Raw genomic sequence first — 16,904 nt, 5'->3', positions numbered from 1 at the left:
GATCAGGCAGAAAGAGGGGCAGAATTTCTGCTCCTTTTTTTCAAATGAACTATATTATGGGAGGCAATTACGATGTCAATGTATCAGAATCCGGTTTTGTATGCCGATTATTCAGATCCCGATGTAATTCGGGTGGGAGAAGATTATTATATGGTAGCTTCTTCTTTTACATATCTTCCAGGTGTACCGATTCTCCATTCCAGAGATCTGGTTCACTGGGAAATCATCAATCACTGTGTGGATTCACTGCCCTTTGAAAAATATGATCTGCCGTCTCACGGCTCAGGAACCTGGGCGCCCTCCATTCGTTTTCATAAGGGTACCTTTTACGTATTCATACCGCTTCCTGATGAAGGGATTTTTGTAGCCACATCAAAGGATCCATATGGAACATTTAAACTTCACTGCCTTCATGAGGCGAAAGGCTGGATTGATCCCTGTCCTTTCTGGGATATAGATGGAAAGGCGTACATGGTATTTGCCTATGCCAACAGCCGATGCGGGATCAAGCACAGGCTGGATCTGGTGGAAATCGACCCTCAATGCAGAAACATTATTGGAGAGCCGGTTACCATATTTGACGGGGAACAGATTGCTCCCACAACAGAAGGTCCCAAGATGTATTATGACCAGGGATATTATTATATTCTCATGCCATCAGGAGGCGTTTCAACTGGCTGGCAGTCTGTATTGAGAGCGAGATCTGTAAAGGGCCCGTATGAATATAAGATTGTGATGCATCAGGGAAACACCTCCATAAACGGGCCTCATCAGGGCGGCTGGGTCATAGCACCTGACGGCAGGCACTGGTTTATTCATTTCCAGGATGTCAATGAGCTTGGAAGAATTGTCCATCTGCAGCCTATGTGTTTTCATAATGGCTGGCCTTTTATCGGAACGGATCAAAATGGAGACGGAATCGGAGAACCGGTTAAGGAGTGGAAGGTTCCCACTGAAGGGCAGCCAGAATACAGGATTGCCCAGTCGGATGAGTTTAAAGGGGAAAGCATTGGCCTTCAGTGGCAGTGGCAGGCAAACCCAAAAGAGTCCTACTATTCTCTGGCAGGGCATAATGGTATCCGTCTGTTTTGTATGAAAAACAATACCAGAGAAAATTTACTATGGTATGCACCCAATGCCATGACACAGATCCCCCAGCAAGGGATATTCACCGCTGTCACAAAGGTACGCCTGAACTGGGAAGAGGAGGGGGATATGGCATCAATAGGAATGATTGGACATTCCTATGCCTATCTGGCTCTGGAGCGGTCCATTGATGGCAACAGCCTTAGGCTGTACAAAGGAACAGTAACAAAAAAGGAACTGCTTGGAGAAGCCCGGGAAATCCTTGAAACTTCCTGTCCTTATGAGAATGATATGGTGTATCTGCGTCTGGAGTTACTTGCTGATAAAACATACCGTTTTTCCTGGTCACCGGATGGAGCCAGCTACACCTGTATCGGCGATCCACAGCCCCTATGCCGGGCGACCTGGACAGGTGCGAAGCTTTGTCTGTGGAGTGCCAACAAAAACAACGTAAGATCAGAAGGGTATGGGGAATATGAATTTATACACATCAAAGACGGAAGCGGCAGCGAAGAGGGCTTTTGAAGCAGCAGAGCGGGGAGAGTATGAGACGGTTGTCCACCTGATTGATCACAGTTTCAATACAGAGGACTGTGATGAGAATGGGAACAGCCTTCTCCACTATGCAGTGAGAGGGAAAAACCAAAAACTGGTGGAGTATCTGGCAGAGCGCTGCAACATGGATCCCACATGGGCAAATCAGTCCATGTGTACGCCTTATGATCTGGCGGCAGGGTCGCCCATGGAAGAGTATTTTAAAAGGATATGCGGTTTTTCCTTAGAGGAATCTTACCGCAATCCTGTTTTAAGGGGAATGCACCCGGATCCCAGTGTTGTACGTGTGGGAGAAGATTATTATATGGTACATTCCAGTTTTCTGTTTTTTCCATGTATTCCCATCTCTCATTCCAGGGATTTGATTCACTGGAAAACAATTGGTTATGCGGTTACAGATGAAATATGGGCAAAAGAATATCTGGGAAATCTGGAAGGAGGAAGGGGATTCTGGGCACCTGATATCAGCTTTTTCAATGGAAGATTTTATATCTGCGCAACTCTGCGTAATAATGATGATGCGCCTTATATTCAGACACAGATGATCACCAGTTCCATTCATCCCGAAGGTCCTTATGAGACTCCGTTCATTCATAATCTCTTAGGGATTGATCCCTCCCTTTTTACTGATGAGGATGGAAAAAGGTATATGCTGATTAACCGGGGAGCAAGAATGGTGGAGATTTCCCAGGATGGAAAACAACTGTTATCCCAACCGGAACTGATCTGGTATGGGCATACCGGCCATGCTCCAGAGGGACCTCATCTGATAAAGAAGGATGGGTATTATTATTGTTTTCTGGCAGAAGGCGGAACTGGAAAAGGACATATGATTACCGTTGCAAGATCCAGACGATTATACGGGCCCTATGAAAACTGTCCTTACAATCCAATCATGCATCAGTGGGATGAAATGGGAGCCATTCAGTGCTGTGGCCATGGAAAGCCGGTTGAGACACCAGACGGCAGATGGTTTATGGTATATTTATCTTCCCGTTTCATCAATGGGACATGGGGAATGCTGGGCAGAGAAACCTGCCTTGATGAAATTACCTGGACAGCTGATGGGTGGCCTGTGGTAAATAAAAGAAAAGGTCCTTCTTATATGGAACGGGTTCCGTTTCCCAAGACGTACGAAAAGCCTGAGGCTGTCAATAGGAAAGAGGTCTGGTTATCCCCAAGAACAAGAGACAGGGAACGTGTCTGGACTGGGGAAGATGGAACGCTGTGGATCAGAGGAGACGGATTTGATTTATGCAGCAGAAAATGCAATAGCCTGCTTCTTAAATTTCAGCCGGATTTTAGCTTCGCAGCAGAGTTCGAGATGTGGATACCTGAGGAAGAGCGGGTGGAATTCAACTCTGATGCAGGTGTGATCTTGTACTATGATGAAAACACCTACATAAAATTTGGTGTAACAAAGAATCAGATATTTGTAACGGAATATGTAGATAACGCCTATGTAAGAACAGAGAAGAACGATTTTACTTTTGAAGGGCGTGTTTTATTCCGCGTTGAGACAGATGGTCTTAACAGAACGTTTCTATTAAATAATAAAATCCTGTGGCGGTGGACTGATGTGACTTCTATCTGTTCGGAAGGTCTGACAAAAGGAAAACGTTTTACAGGAGCAGCTTATGGAGTGTACGTAAATGGCAGAAATCTTTTATGCTGGAGACAGCACAGTGAAATTTAATAAAGCTTCCACATATCCCCAGACCGGGATATCCCAGGCAATGCTTCTTTATCTGGCAGATGGTGTGGAGATGAAAAGCAATGCTCAAAATGGGAGAAGTACAAAATCATTTCTGGATGAAGGCCGCCTGGCTCTGATGGAAAAAGAAATGAAAGAGGGAGACTTTCTCTTTATACAGTTTGGTCACAACGATGAAAAGGATGATCCGGCCCGCCACACTGATCCGGAGACCACATTTAAAGAGAATCTGATGAAGTTTATTCAGGCGGCCAGAGAAAATGGAGCTTATCCAGTGCTTATTACCCCCATCGCCAGAAGGCTTTTTAATGACCAGGGTAAATTTCTTCCCGGAAGCCACGGAGCCTATCCGGAGGCGGTTAAGCAGACCGGAAAAGAAGCCTGCGTTCCGGTTATTGACTTAACCTCTATAACAGAGGCTTATCTGGAAGCAGTAGGAGATTTAGCCTCTAAAGCGTATTTCATGTGGCCTGGGGATAATACTCATTTAAAACCAGAGGGGGCTGTCATCATGGCAGGGTTTCTTTCCGAAGAATTGAGAAAGCTTGGGGCACCTTATGCAGATCTGTTAGACAGCAAAAACGTGGTAATAGAGAATCAGGGCCTTGATGTTTCCTAGGGGGAAGACGATGGATCAATATGCGAAAATGGAACACCGGTTTATTGACTGCTATAGGAAGTACAGGAATCATTCGGTTATGGTGCTGCTTGGATTTTATAAAGGGCAGTACCATAAGTTTCTTCTGTCCACTTTCTTTTTTGTAATTAAACATTCGCCCAGTCTCTTTGCTGCGCTTCTGACTGCCAATGTAATCAACGGAGCCATAGCAGGAGGAGAAGAGGGAAAGCGTCAGATCATCTTAAATGTTGCAGTCTGGATTGGACTTTTAGCAGTGCATCTTCCAGCAAACTGGCTTCACAACAAGTACAAAAATCAGGTAATACGAAAAACTGAGGCCGGTTTAAGAGGTGCTCTGGTCCGGAAACTTCAGGAATTGTCCATTCCATATCATACGCAGATACAGTCAGGCAGGCTTCAGTCCAAGATCATACGTGATGTGGAGGCAGTGGAGACATTATCCTCCCAGCTGTTTGTGAATCTGATGAATATCATGATGAATCTTGTGATCACGCTGGGGATCACAGCTGTGAAAAACAGATCCGTGCTCCTGTTCTTTCTTCTGGTGGCTCCCGTGACTGCCGTGACAGTAGTTGCATTTCGCAAACGGATTCACAGCGAGAACCGGGCATTTCGGCGTGAGATGGAAGAAACCAGCGCACGTGTCATGGAGATGGTGGAGCTGGTTCCTGTTACAAGAGCCCATGCCCTTGAAAAACAAGAGGTGGATAAGATCAAAGAACAGCTGGAAGAAACGGCAGACAAAGGATACCGGCTGGATATGGTGCAGGCACATTTTGGGGCTGTGAGCTGGTGTGTATTTCAGGTATTTCAGGCACTGTGTCTGGGGTTCTCCGGATATATGGCTTGGAAAGGCTCCATAAAGATCGGCGATGTAACCTTTTATCAGGCAAGCTTTACCACGGTAGTCAACCAGTTTACCGGGCTGATTAATCTGCTTCCCATACTGACCAAGGGACTGGAATCCGTTTCTTCCATTGGCGAGGTATTAATTTCCGATGATGTGGAGCATAATGAGGGAAAGAGGGAACTAAACCAGTTAAAGGGCAGATTTACCTTTCAGAATGTTGCATTTTCCTATAATGACTCCAATGAACCGGTTTTGTCGGGAATTGATTTGGAGGTGAAGGAAGGGGAGACCATCGCTTTGGTGGGAGAGTCCGGTTCGGGAAAGACCACCATACTAAATTTGTTAATTGGTTTTATAACACCAGGCGGCGGCAGGCTTTTCATTGACGGAACGGATATCAGTGAAATTAATTTAAGAAGCTACCGGAGATTTATTTCAGTGGTACCACAGACCCCTATTCTCTTTACAGGTACGGTAAGGGAAAATATAACTTATGGTCTTACCAATGTATCTGACGAAGATGTGAATCATGCAGTGGAAGCTGCAAATCTAAAATCGGTGATTGCAAAGCTTCCCAATGGTCTTAATACCATGATTGGAGAACATGGTGCCAATTTAAGCGGAGGTCAGAGACAGAGAATTTCCATAGCCAGGGCGATTATCAGAGATCCCCGGGTAATTATACTGGATGAAGCAACCTCGGCTCTTGATACCATATCAGAAAAGGAGATTCAGGATGCCCTCAATGAGCTGATTAAAGGAAGAACGACATTTATTGTTGCACACAGGCTTTCCACAGTAAGAGGAGCAGACCGGATCGTGGTTTTAGACCAGGGGAAAATAAGGGAAGAAGGAAGCTATCAGACGTTAATGGAGTTAAAAGGGGAATTCTATGAAATGGAGCGTCTTCAGATGGCATTGCAATGAAAAAACGGTTTACATCTGAATGGATCCGGTGTATAATCAAATCTTACATACGTAGTAATTTATCTGTATACAGGGAGGGTATAAAGTGTCCCTGTTCCTTTCATATTATAAATATTACAAGCGTAAGAATAAGGAGAATTATGCGCCGCAATCATCTATTTAAGAATAAAAGCTTACCTGATATTTCATTTCAGATTCCCAGATTGCTGATATTGGGATTATTTTTTGGATTTTTATTATCATCACTGCTGGTAAGGTTATATCACCTGCAGATTATGGAGGGGGCTGCCAGCCAGGAGGAATTTATCACCTCCATTATGAAAACCCAGAGGCTTCCTGGGAACAGAGGGAACATCTATGACAGGAACGGAACGCTTTTGGCATCAAACCGTCTTTCCTATAACATCACTCTGGAAGATTCCGGAAATTATAAGAATCAGAAGGAAAAACAGAAAACATTAAACGGAATCGCCTATCAGCTGATCGGTCTTGTGGGGGATGAAGATAAGTTAAATGTCAGTCTCCCCATTATGGTAAATGAAGAAGGAAATTATCAATATTCGGTGGATGGCTGGAAGCTGAGCCGCTTTAAGGCTGACTTTTATGGTAAGAGCCAGGTTACGGATCTGACGGAAGAGCAGTCACAAAAGACGGCCGATGAACTGATGCAGGATCTTTGCGGAAAGAAGAAGTTTATGATTGATTCTTCCTATCCGGAAGAGGAGCAGAAATTGTACAGGCTTCCTGCGTCCTTAACGCCCAAAGAGATCTTACAAATCGCCAACATTCGTTATGGTCTGTCCTTAAATTCATACCGGAAATACCTGCCGTATCTGGTTGCCTCCGATGTATCTGACAAAGCCATGGTGGGTGTAATGGAACAAAAGCACGATCTTCAGGGAGCTGATGTGGAAAACAGCAGCATCCGGGTGTACTATGGCGGAGAAAGTATGTCCTCTATTTTAGGATATACAGGTGGCATATCAGCCGATGAGCTGGCTGCCGTTGGAGATAATAACGGTATTTATTCCAATCAGTCTGTGATTGGTAAAAGCGGAATTGAAAAATCCATGGAAGAATGGCTGAGAGGACAGGATGGAACTCAGGAATTTTATACCGACGTGGTGGGAAATCCAAAGACAGAACCAGTGGTTACCAACAGCCCTGGAACTGGCAAGGATGTTTACTTAACGGTGGATAAAGGCCTGCAGGATGCGGTATATCAGATGCTGAAACAGCAGATAGCCGGAATTCTCCTGGCCAATATGGTGGAAACCAGAAGGGCAGAAATGCCAAAAGCAGCCGATGCCTCCCAGATCCGGATTGCTTCTGACGAAGTGTACTATGCGCTGATCCAGAATCATGTCATCGATACGGAGCGGTTAAAGGCTGAGAATGCATCGGATCTGGAAAAAAAGGTCTATGGAGATTTTAAACAGAAAAAAGAAGCGGTGATTGGTCAGCTTTCAGCCGCCTTCGACGCTTCAGGTGCCTCTTATCAGGCACTTGGTCCCCAGATGCAGGGATACTTGGATTTTCTGGTCAGCCAGGCACGTAAAGATCAGTTCCTGCTAAATGGAAGCGGCACATGGGACTGGAAAGAAAAGAGTTTAAGGCAATATCTGACCGAATCCATTGCTGCAGGTCATATGGATTTAAGCCGTCTGGAAAACAATGAAAAGTATACGGAGATCCAGGATGCAGAGCGTCTTGCGGAAGAAAAGATGTTACAGGATATCACCGAAAACCGTGATTTTGAACAGAAGATTTATCAGGCAATGATTGGAGAAGGGTCCCTTAGCGGCAGAGAGACAGAGCAGCTTCTGTATGAACAGGGAGTTCTGTCAAAAGACGATCCGGACTACCCTCTTCTTATGAATGGTCAGTTAAGTCCCTATCAGTTTATCCGTAAGAAAATCACCAATCTGGAGATTACACCGGCTCAGCTGGCGTTAAATCCCTGTTCCGGATCTGCGGTTGTGGTCAATCCCCAAAACGGAGAGGTAATCGCCTGTGTCAGCTATCCGGGATATGACAATAACCGGCTGGCGAACCAGATGGATACCTCCTATTACCAGCAGCTGGAACAGGATTTATCCCTGCCTCTGTTTAACCGTGCCACCAGCCAGTTAACGGCACCTGGATCTACCTTTAAACCGGTTACGGTCATTGCCGGGTTAACTGAAGGTGTGATTCAGACGGATACCAGTGTTTTGTGTACCGGTGCATTTGACAAGGTAGAACCACCTCTGCGATGCTGGAAACGTTCCGGTCACGGTGTGATCTCTTCCAGTGCCGATGCGCTAAAGAACTCCTGTAATGTATATTTATCGGAAATCACTTACAGGCTGGGAACAGGTGCAGATGGAAGCTTCTCAGAGGATAAGGGACTTGGCAACCTGGTTAAATATGCCCAGCTTCTGGATCTGGATAAGAACACAGGTATTGAGATCGGAGAGGCAAAACCTCATGTAACGGATCAGTATGCCATTCCATCCTCCATCGGTCAGGGAACTCATAACTATACCACATCCCAGATCGCCCGCTATACGGCGACACTGGCTAACCATGGTCAAAGTTATCAGCTTTCCATGATCGGCAAGATTACAGATGGAGACGGCGCAGTTGTAAAATCATTTACTCCAACCGTAAACAGTACAGTCAGCTTACCAGAGTTTGTATGGAATGATGTGGCAAAAGGTATGAACGAACTGGTAAAATCCAATGCCAATTTAAAAGATTTAAAAATTGATGCAGCAGGAAAAACTGGTACTGCAGAAGAATCAAAAACAAAACCCAACCATGGTCTCTTTATTGGGTATGCACCTCTTGTCAATCCTCAGATTGCCATAACAGTCAGGATCGCAAACGGATACAGCTCCGGTAATGTGGTAGGCGTTGGAAAGAATATATTTAATTATTATTTCCATCTGGAAGATACCGAAAAGATTTTAACTGGTACGGCTTCCGGAGTATCCAATAACCTTCGTACGGATTAAAGGAGAAATACAATGAGACGGGGAATGAAACGGGGAATAAAACGATTTGTGTTTTCTGCAGTTTGTACATTATTAATACTGATGATTGGTCTGGCCGGAGGAATTTTATTTCTCCGGCTTGAAAGTAAGAAGAACCAGTCAAAGAAACCGGATGTACTTTTTTCTGATTATGTTTCAAGCTTACAGAAGGCGGATTACGAAACGATGTATGATATGCTTGATGAGCAGAGTCAGTTAAATATCAGTCAGGAAGATTTCATTAGCAGAAATAAGAAAATTTATGAAGGCATTGAAGCAGAAAACATAAAAGCGGATATAACCGGTGTTGACTTAAAGGATGAGGAAGCAGTAGTCACTTATCAGATGAGTTTAACCAGTCTGGCTGGAGAGATCAGTTTTTCCAATCAGGCGGTATTTAAAAAAGAAAAGAAAACCGGCTATAAACTGGAATGGAATGACAGCATGATTTTTCCAGAGCTTAACAAAACCGATAAAGTCAGAGTTTCAACAGATGAGGCACAAAGAGGGTCTGTTTTTGACAGGAACGGGCTTATGCTGGCAGGAAAGGGAACTGCCTCCTCTGTCGGCCTTGTTCCGGGGAAAATGAGTGAGAATTCCGGCCCGGATGTGGAAAAACTGGGAGAACTTCTATCCATGTCTCCGGAGAGTATACAAAAGAAGCTGTCTGCAGGCTGGGTAAAGGAAGATTCCTTTGTTCCCTTAAAAACCTTGAAAAAAGTAGATGACTTTCAGCTCCACTCAGATCAGGTCAGTGAAGAAGATCAGAAAAACAAAGAACTTCAGGATCAGCTTCTTACAATTCCCGGAGTGTTAATTACAGACACTTCCGTGCGTTCCTATCCCCTGGGCGTAAAGGGCGCCCATCTCATTGGATACGTCCAGAATGTGACCAGTGAGGACTTGGAAAAACATAAGGGAGAAGATTATTTAACAGACAGCGTAATTGGAAAAAGCGGTATGGAAGGGTTGTATGAAAAGGAATTAAAGGGAATAAACGGTCATACTGTTTCCATCACAGATGCAACGGGAAACAGTAAGAAAAAGCTGGCGGTAAGGCCCAGAACTGATGGTGCTGATATCACACTTACCATTGACAGTACACTTCAGAGTGCGATCTATGATGCATTTCAGGAAGATAAAAGCTGCAGTGTAGCCATGAATCCCCATACAGGAGAGATTCTGGCTCTTGTGAGCACGCCTTCCTATGATAACAATGATTTCATTCTGGGAATGCCGGCTGAAAAATGGGATTCCTTAAATAATGATGAGCGAAAGCCTCTTTATAACCGCTTCCGTCAGAAGTTTGCTCCAGGATCTTCCTTTAAGCCCATTACGGCTGTGGTTGGACTTGAAAACGGCGCCATTGATCCCAATGAGGATTATGGAAGCACTGGGTTAAGCTGGAGAAAAGATGAGAGTTGGGGAAACTATTACATAACCACCCTTCATGACAGCAACCCCCTTAATCTGGAAAATGCTTTTATATATTCTAACAATATTTATTTTGCCAAAGCTGCATTAAAGATTGGCTATGATGATTTTATGTCAGGGCTTAAAAAGCTGGGATTTAACCAGTCCCTTCCTTTTGAGATTTCCGTTGCCAAGTCCCAGTATTCCAATTCAGACCGGATCGAAACGGAAGTACAGCTGGCTGACAGCGGCTATGGACAGGGTCAGATGCTTGTTAATCCGATCCATCTTGCAGCCCTTTACACCATGTTTACCAACGGGGGCAATGTAATACAGCCTGTTTTAAGAGCAGAGCAAAATGCAGCACCTAAAGTATGGCTTTCAGGAGCCTGCTCTCCAGACAATGCCAATCTGGTCCGTGAGGATCTGATTAAGGTTGTCAGCTCAGAGCATGGAACCGGCCATGCCATTATGAGATCTGACCTGGCGCTTGCAGGAAAGACAGGAACTGCTGAGATCAAAGCTTCCAAAGGGGATACTACCGGAACGGAGCTTGGCTGGTTTTCAGTATTTACCGCAGATCCTGATACCAGTACACCACTGCTTCTTGTCAGCATGGTGGAAGATGTGAAAAACAGGGGCGGGAGCGGGTATGTTGTGAGAAAAGATAAACTGATTCTTGATTCCTATATTCCGGTACAATAAATGAAAAAGACAGAGCCTGAGGCTGGAGAGATTCTCCTGTCTCAGGCTCTGTTTTACTGTCTGTAGATATTCTGGTTCTTTAAGATGTCCAGTGTAATTGCAGCAGCAGTGCGACCGTTGGCAGATTGGTCACTTTGAATATTGGTGGAAAACACATAAGTCTCATCCTGGGACTGTGTAAAGCCGATAAACCAGCCGTTGACATCTTGGCCGTTTATATTGCCTGTTCCGGTTTTTCCGTATAATGAAACACCATGGCTGGAAGTGAGAAAAAGGGAATCTTTTACGGCTTTGATATGATCTGATTGAAACGGGAGACTTCCCTGGCAAAGCCGGCTTAATAGCTCCACCTGTTCGACTGGAGAGATTTTCAACGAAGACTCCAGCCAGTAGCTGCCGATTCCTCCAGATAAATCCTGATTTCCATATTCCAGTCGTCCAATGCAGCTTTTTAATGCGGATATGCCGCTTTTTTCATCCAAAGCTTTAAAATACCAGTTAACAGAACGGTTCATGGCAGTATTCAGATTCTGATCCTGATTCCAGGCTTCAAAGGGGAATGCTGAACCGTTCCATTTCATATAAGAGGAGTCAGGAGTAATCACTCCCTGTTCCAGTGCACACAGCGCGCTGTATATCTTGTAGGTGGAGTCGGGAGAAATCCTGGTTGTGCATGCTCCCTGATTATAAATATAATATTGATGGGAATTGACTTCGTAAAGTATAAAACTCCCATTGTAACCGTAAAAACAGGAGTCTAAATCCAGCTGTTTCATATGTTCAGGATAAAAAGGGTAAAAAGAACCGCTGGATGCATTGACAGACATAACAGGGATAAAAGCCAGCAGCACCAGACTGGTTACGGTGAGTAAAAACCGGCTTTTCCATTGTTTCCATCTGGATTCTTTGCGGTAAGAAGCAATGCAGCGGATTCTCCTCCTGATCTCTTTTTCAGGGCCTGCGATTTGGGAAGCAAAAGAAAGCCGGCTTACTATATTTTCTGCAAAACGAATCAGTGTTTTTCCATAATCCAGATAGCTGTTTTCTTCTAACATGGATAAAACGGATAGATCACAACCAACTTCCTGGTCTTTCCTCATCTCTCTTAGCCCAATCCAGACGACTGGATGATACCAGTACAGTGCCTGCATAAGAGCCAGGAAACGGTTAAGAAAAAGATCTCTGTGCTTAATATGGTTCAGTTCGTGAAGGAGAATAAAGCGAATCTCTTCTTCTGTAAATTCTGAAAGTATATGGATGGGCATTATAATTACCGGTTTTACTAAACCGGCAGCCATGGGAGAACTTAAATATGCGCTGCTGTAAAGGTGAATTTTCTTTTTCATATTCATTTCACTCAGGCAGCAGTCAAACAGATCTCTGATCTGCCTGTTTTGGAGAGGAAGGCTGGCCCGTCTGATTCGTCTGATTTTAATGTCGGAAATAAGATTAAGGATTGACACTATACCAATTCCCAGTCCCCATATATAAGGCAGAAAAGCAGGAAGATGAAAGATACGGCTGCGGCTGACGGATATGGAGAAATCTTGTATTAAGCTGGAAATACCGGCATCACTGGCAAAAGTGGGAGTCGTTACTTTGACAGGTGAGACACTGCCTCCAGAAAGGCTTAATAAACGAAGCCCTGCATGGATCATGGAGGAGGGGAGAAACGGAAAGATCAGTATAAGCAACAGGAAATACCAGATTCTGTATTGGGCTTTCCAGGTAAGATGATTTTTAAATAGTTCTTTTATCAGCAGAATTATTCCAAATGACAGAATAATCACAACGCTGTTTAACGTAAGACGAATCATAAGGGAAAAAAGCATATTATGTTTCCTCCCCATGTTCCTTAAAAAGAAGCTTTTTCAGCTCGTTTAAGTCCTCGCTGGATATATGATTGCTGTTCATGTAGTTTGTTACCATACCGGATATGCTGCCGTTATAGAACCGGTTTAAAAAGTGGCTGTTTTCCTTCTTGAGATAGTCGTCCTCATTAATAAGAGGAGTATAAATAAACACACGGCTTTCCTTGGTGTAGGTAGCAGCCCCCTTTTGAACCAGTCTCTTTAACAGGGTGTGAATCGTCTTGGGATTCCAGTCAGTTGTCTGGATTAGTTTTTCAGTTACCTCGTTGGTGTTAATTGGAGCATACCTCCAAAGTACCTTCATCACTTCATATTCTGCCTCAGAAATTTGCGGAAGGTGGCTCATACTCATTCTCCTGTTCTTACAACTGTAATACATATATTATAAGAGTTTAGAGCCACAGTGTCAAGAAAGCAGAGGCCGATTATTTTATAAGTGAGCTTAAACCAGCCACATCATTCACTGGAAGAGAGAAAGCGATGGCACGTTCTCCTGTTTCTTTTAATACGGTTTCACAAATGGATTTTAATATTGCCTGTTTATCTGCTTTAGGTACCAGCATCAGAAGAATTTCTTTTTCATTTGAGACGGTCATCCCAAACAGTTTACTGGTAGAATCTCCGCCCAGTTCTCTTGCTTTTATTAGTGTGCCGCCTTTACAGCCTGCATTTCGTGCGGATTCCATAATAGGGTTTGAAAGGTCCGTATTTATGACGGATGCAATTAATTCATACGCGTTTGTATCTGACATAGGATGATCCTCCTTGTGATAATCTGTAGATAAATGGTTCTCATTGCCTGCAATGCCGGAGTTTAGAAGGTTCGAAGCCGCGGCACTGATTCCTGACAGAGAAATGGTGAATACGATACCGTATCCAGGGTTATCCAGCTCCAGTTTTTTATGAAGCGTGGATATCAGGCTTTGGGAGGCTGACTGATCAACCACTCCGATTACCAGGTCCTTTTCCGGCTCATCAAGCCCAAGGCAATCTTTAATTGCAGAACTGGCTGTTCCGTGTCCTCTGACATTAAGCAGCAGTTCCTGATTGTATTCTTTGAAAACGGAAGCAGCTTTTTCGCCTTTTCCACGGTCTACAATAACCGTAATCCAGTAAACTTTATGATTGGAAGTCATCTGCTTCATCCTTTCCTAATTCAATAAATTCCAGTTCCATATCAATTGAGGCAACCCCTGCAAAAGAACTGGATTTTTTCGTTTTAAAATGGTAAATCACACCGATCAGCTGAATGGTGATTAAGGGTGTCATGGCAACCATGGCAACAATTCCAAAGGCATCAGTCACAATGTTACCGCCCACTGCTTCACATGCGCCCATTGCAAACGGAAGCAGGAAAGTAGCCGTCATGGGACCGGAAGCAACACCGCCGGAGTCAAATGCGATTGATGTAAAGATGGGCGGTACAATAAAGGAAAGACCCAGTGCCAGCGCATATCCGGGGACTAAAAGTGCAAGAAGAGGGAGGCCAGTTAAAATCCTTATGACAGATAATCCCAAAGAAACTGACATACCTACCGATAATCCTGTCATCATGGTTTTTTCTGAAATGGCACCTCCAGTGATATCCTCCACCTGTTTATTTAATACTAAAACAGCAGGTTCTGCTTTTACAATATAATAACCGATGAGCATGGCGATGGGAATCATAATCCAGTTATAGGAAAGAGAGGCCAGCTGTTTTCCAAGATAATTGCCGGCAGGCATAAATCCAACATTGACACCGGTTAAAAACAATGTGAGTCCAATGTAGGAGTACAGTATTCCCATCAGTATTTTAATGATCTGTCTTTGTCTTAGTTTTAAGAAAAATATCTGAAAAACTACAAAAAATAAAAGAATGGGAAACAAAGCCAGAAAGACTTCCTTTGCATAAACCGGAAGTTCATGCTGAAAAGCCAGCCACAGATCCTGTGAATTGGTGAAGGCAGGAATTACCGTGGGTTCATAGCTGCTGGAAGAGGAGCCATAGAGTAACCCTAGAATCATGACTGAAAGAATCGGTCCTACAGAACAGAGGGCCACAAGACCAAAGCTGTCGCTGCCTGAATTTTTACTTCTTCCAACAGAGGAAAGACCTACGCCAAGGGCCATGATAAATGGAACGGTAATGGGTCCGGTGGTTACACCTCCGGAGTCAAAAGCCACAGCCAGGAAATCTTTTGGAACAAAAATCGCGATAACAAAGAGTATTCCATAGCAGATCAGAAGAAGTTTTGATAAATTCCAACCCAGCAGAGTTCTTAAAAAGGCCAGGGCGAGGAAGATTCCTACACCGGCTGCGACAGAAAGAATCAGCACCATGTCAGGTACTGCAGGGGTCTGACCAGCCAGAACCTGAAGATCTGGTTCAGCAATGGTAATAATAAAACCAATGATGAAGCAGGCAAAAATAATAATAGGTAATTTTTTTGATTTTGCCAGATGGTTTCCAACTTTTTCCCCGATGATCATCATGGACATATCTACACCAAGTGTGAAAAAGCCCATTCCGATAATGAGTAAGGTTGCACCTACCAGAAACAGCATCAGCGGATCAAGCGGCATGGGTGTAATGGTTATACACAAAATCAGCACAATGCATGTAACGGGCAGTACAGATGAAAGGGATTCAATAATTTTTTCCTTTAGTTTTTGATTCAAGCGAATACCTCCTGTTGTCCGTTTTATTTTGAGTCAGTGGTGCAAAGGCTGAGAAGAAGCAAAAATCATGCCTTTGCAACTCTGACTCGATTCGATTATATTAAGTGTAACACAAAAATAGTTGCGAGTGCAACTATAATTTTGTTAGAGCTTTGTTAACAATTACCTGTATTTGGAGACTTCTTCATAACTTTCTCCCAGTCTGGTTTCTGTAAAGGGCACAGAAGGACCAATGCGAAAGACCGGTTTTAACACGATTGGTGTGATTATTGTGGTAATAATGACAACAAGAACCACCGGTCCCAGAAAATCACCGCTAAGAAGTCCAAGCTGTTGTCCTTTTCCTGCAACAATCAGTGCAACTTCTCCTCTGGAAATCATACCAACCCCGATCCGGATGCTCTGATAATTCTTATAACCGCAGATCTTGGCTCCGATTCCACAGCCAATTACTTTTGTTAGTATGGCAGCAAGGGTTAAAAGAAATGCAAAAAGAATAATTGCTGGTGTCATGGACGGGAGTTCTACCTTAAGTCCGATACTTGCAAAAAATACCGGTGAGAGCAGAAGATAGGACAGGGTGTCAAATTTAGAGGTCAGGAACTGGGATTTCTGGGTGTTGGATATGATAACTCCGGCTATGTAGGCTCCTGTAATATCGGCCACGCCGAAAAAGTGTTCTGCGATATAAGACATGAGAAGACAGAGACAAAAAGCAGCGATGGCATGGCGTTGTAAGCCACGTTCCGCGTCGTTGCTCCAACGGGAATATGCTTTATAGATTAAAACACCGCCAATGCCAGAAAAGACAAAGAATGCGGCAATTTTTAATAAGACAGCAAACAGATTGACATTGGGATCGGTGGTGCTTGTAATGATGGTAAGTGCTATAATTCCCAGTACATCATCAATAATGGCCGCTCCCAGGATAGCATTGCCCGAATGGGTCTTTATCTTACCGATTTCTTTTAATGTTTCAGCTGTAATGCTTACGGAGGTTGCAGTGAGAATCACTCCGATAAACATATTCTGAAGAAATAAAGAGCAGGTGGCATCGGAAGAAATCACGCCAGGGCGGTTAAAGAAAGAAGCAACAGCGAAGCCGCCGAATAAAGGAACGACGACACCGATCAGTGCAATGATAAACGCTGATTTACCACTCTTTTTTAATTCTGCGGTATCTGTCTCCAGACCAGCGCAAAACATGAGGACAATCACACCGATTTCCGCCAGTTTATCAAGGAATTCGGTTTCATGGAGTGTGCCCAGCATGGCAGGGCCAAGAATAACTCCCGCTAACAGTGCTCCTACTACCTGCGGCATGTGAAATTTACGCGTTACAAGACCTAAAACCTTAGTGCTTAAAAGAATAATTGTGAGATTTAACAAAAAGCTGTAATCCATACAAACCCCTCCTTTTAATTATATAAGATCAACAAAATTCATCTTACTCCTATTGGATCTT

General features: G+C 43.9%; 11 protein-coding genes. 6 read left to right on the top strand and 5 right to left on the bottom strand.

Going from position 1 to position 16,904, the window contains the following annotated elements:
- Positions 1-72: 72 nt before the first annotated feature.
- The 6 genes from ABS301_RS04895 (at position 73) to ABS301_RS04870 (ending at position 10,907) form a co-directional block, all read left to right on the top strand.
- Positions 73-1,611, top strand: a complete 1,539-nt coding sequence (locus tag ABS301_RS04895) for a glycoside hydrolase family 43 protein (RefSeq protein ID WP_349671147.1) — start codon at positions 73-75, stop codon at positions 1,609-1,611.
- Positions 1,562-3,337 carry a family 43 glycosylhydrolase gene (locus tag ABS301_RS04890; protein ID WP_349671146.1) on the top strand — a complete coding sequence of 592 codons (1,776 nt, stop codon included), beginning with the start codon at positions 1,562-1,564 and terminating at the stop codon, positions 3,335-3,337. Before ABS301_RS04895 ends, ABS301_RS04890 begins: the two co-directional genes overlap by 50 nt.
- Positions 3,327-3,974, top strand: coding sequence for a rhamnogalacturonan acetylesterase (locus ABS301_RS04885; protein ID WP_349671145.1), 648 nt, complete (start codon positions 3,327-3,329; stop codon positions 3,972-3,974). The genes ABS301_RS04890 and ABS301_RS04885 overlap by 11 nt, the downstream gene beginning before the upstream one ends.
- A gap of 10 nt (positions 3,975-3,984) precedes the next feature.
- Positions 3,985-5,772 (top strand): ABC transporter ATP-binding protein, encoded by a 1,788-nt coding sequence (locus ABS301_RS04880; protein ID WP_349671144.1) that lies wholly within the window; start codon positions 3,985-3,987, stop codon positions 5,770-5,772.
- A gap of 140 nt (positions 5,773-5,912) precedes the next feature.
- Positions 5,913-8,771, top strand: a complete 2,859-nt coding sequence (locus tag ABS301_RS04875; RefSeq protein ID WP_349671143.1) for a penicillin-binding transpeptidase domain-containing protein — start codon at positions 5,913-5,915, stop codon at positions 8,769-8,771.
- 12 nt (positions 8,772-8,783) lie between these two features.
- Complete coding sequence (locus tag ABS301_RS04870) at positions 8,784-10,907, top strand: penicillin-binding transpeptidase domain-containing protein (protein WP_502877940.1); 2,124 nt, start codon at positions 8,784-8,786, stop codon at positions 10,905-10,907.
- A gap of 53 nt (positions 10,908-10,960) precedes the next feature.
- Here the strand turns inward: ABS301_RS04870 and ABS301_RS04865 are convergent, their stop codons facing one another.
- From ABS301_RS04865 to ABS301_RS04845, 5 genes are all read right to left on the bottom strand, one after another.
- Positions 10,961-12,739, bottom strand: coding sequence for a BlaR1 family beta-lactam sensor/signal transducer (locus ABS301_RS04865; protein ID WP_349671142.1), 1,779 nt, complete (start codon positions 12,737-12,739; stop codon positions 10,961-10,963).
- A 1-nt stretch (position 12,740) separates the two neighbouring features.
- On the bottom strand, positions 12,741-13,124 hold the full coding sequence (locus tag ABS301_RS04860) for a BlaI/MecI/CopY family transcriptional regulator (protein WP_349671141.1): 384 nt from the start codon (positions 13,122-13,124) through the stop codon (positions 12,741-12,743).
- A 79-nt stretch (positions 13,125-13,203) separates the two neighbouring features.
- Positions 13,204-13,914 carry a hypothetical protein gene (locus tag ABS301_RS04855; protein WP_349671140.1) on the bottom strand — a complete coding sequence of 237 codons (711 nt, stop codon included), beginning with the start codon at positions 13,912-13,914 and terminating at the stop codon, positions 13,204-13,206.
- On the bottom strand, positions 13,898-15,439 hold the full coding sequence (locus ABS301_RS04850; RefSeq protein ID WP_349671139.1) for a DUF1538 domain-containing protein: 1,542 nt from the start codon (positions 15,437-15,439) through the stop codon (positions 13,898-13,900). The genes ABS301_RS04855 and ABS301_RS04850 overlap by 17 nt, the downstream gene beginning before the upstream one ends.
- Before the next feature lie 162 nt (positions 15,440-15,601).
- The gene (locus ABS301_RS04845; RefSeq protein ID WP_349671138.1) at positions 15,602-16,843 is read right to left on the bottom strand and encodes a cation:proton antiporter; all 1,242 of its coding nucleotides are present in this window, start codon (positions 16,841-16,843) and stop codon (positions 15,602-15,604) included.
- Between the last annotated feature and the right edge of the window lie 61 nt (positions 16,844-16,904).

Origin of the sequence: Lacrimispora sp. (assembly GCF_031982545.1) — a bacterium.
In the GTDB taxonomy this organism is placed as follows: domain Bacteria; phylum Bacillota; class Clostridia; order Lachnospirales; family Lachnospiraceae; genus Lacrimispora.
This window is presented reverse-complemented; position numbering and strand designations above follow the sequence as displayed.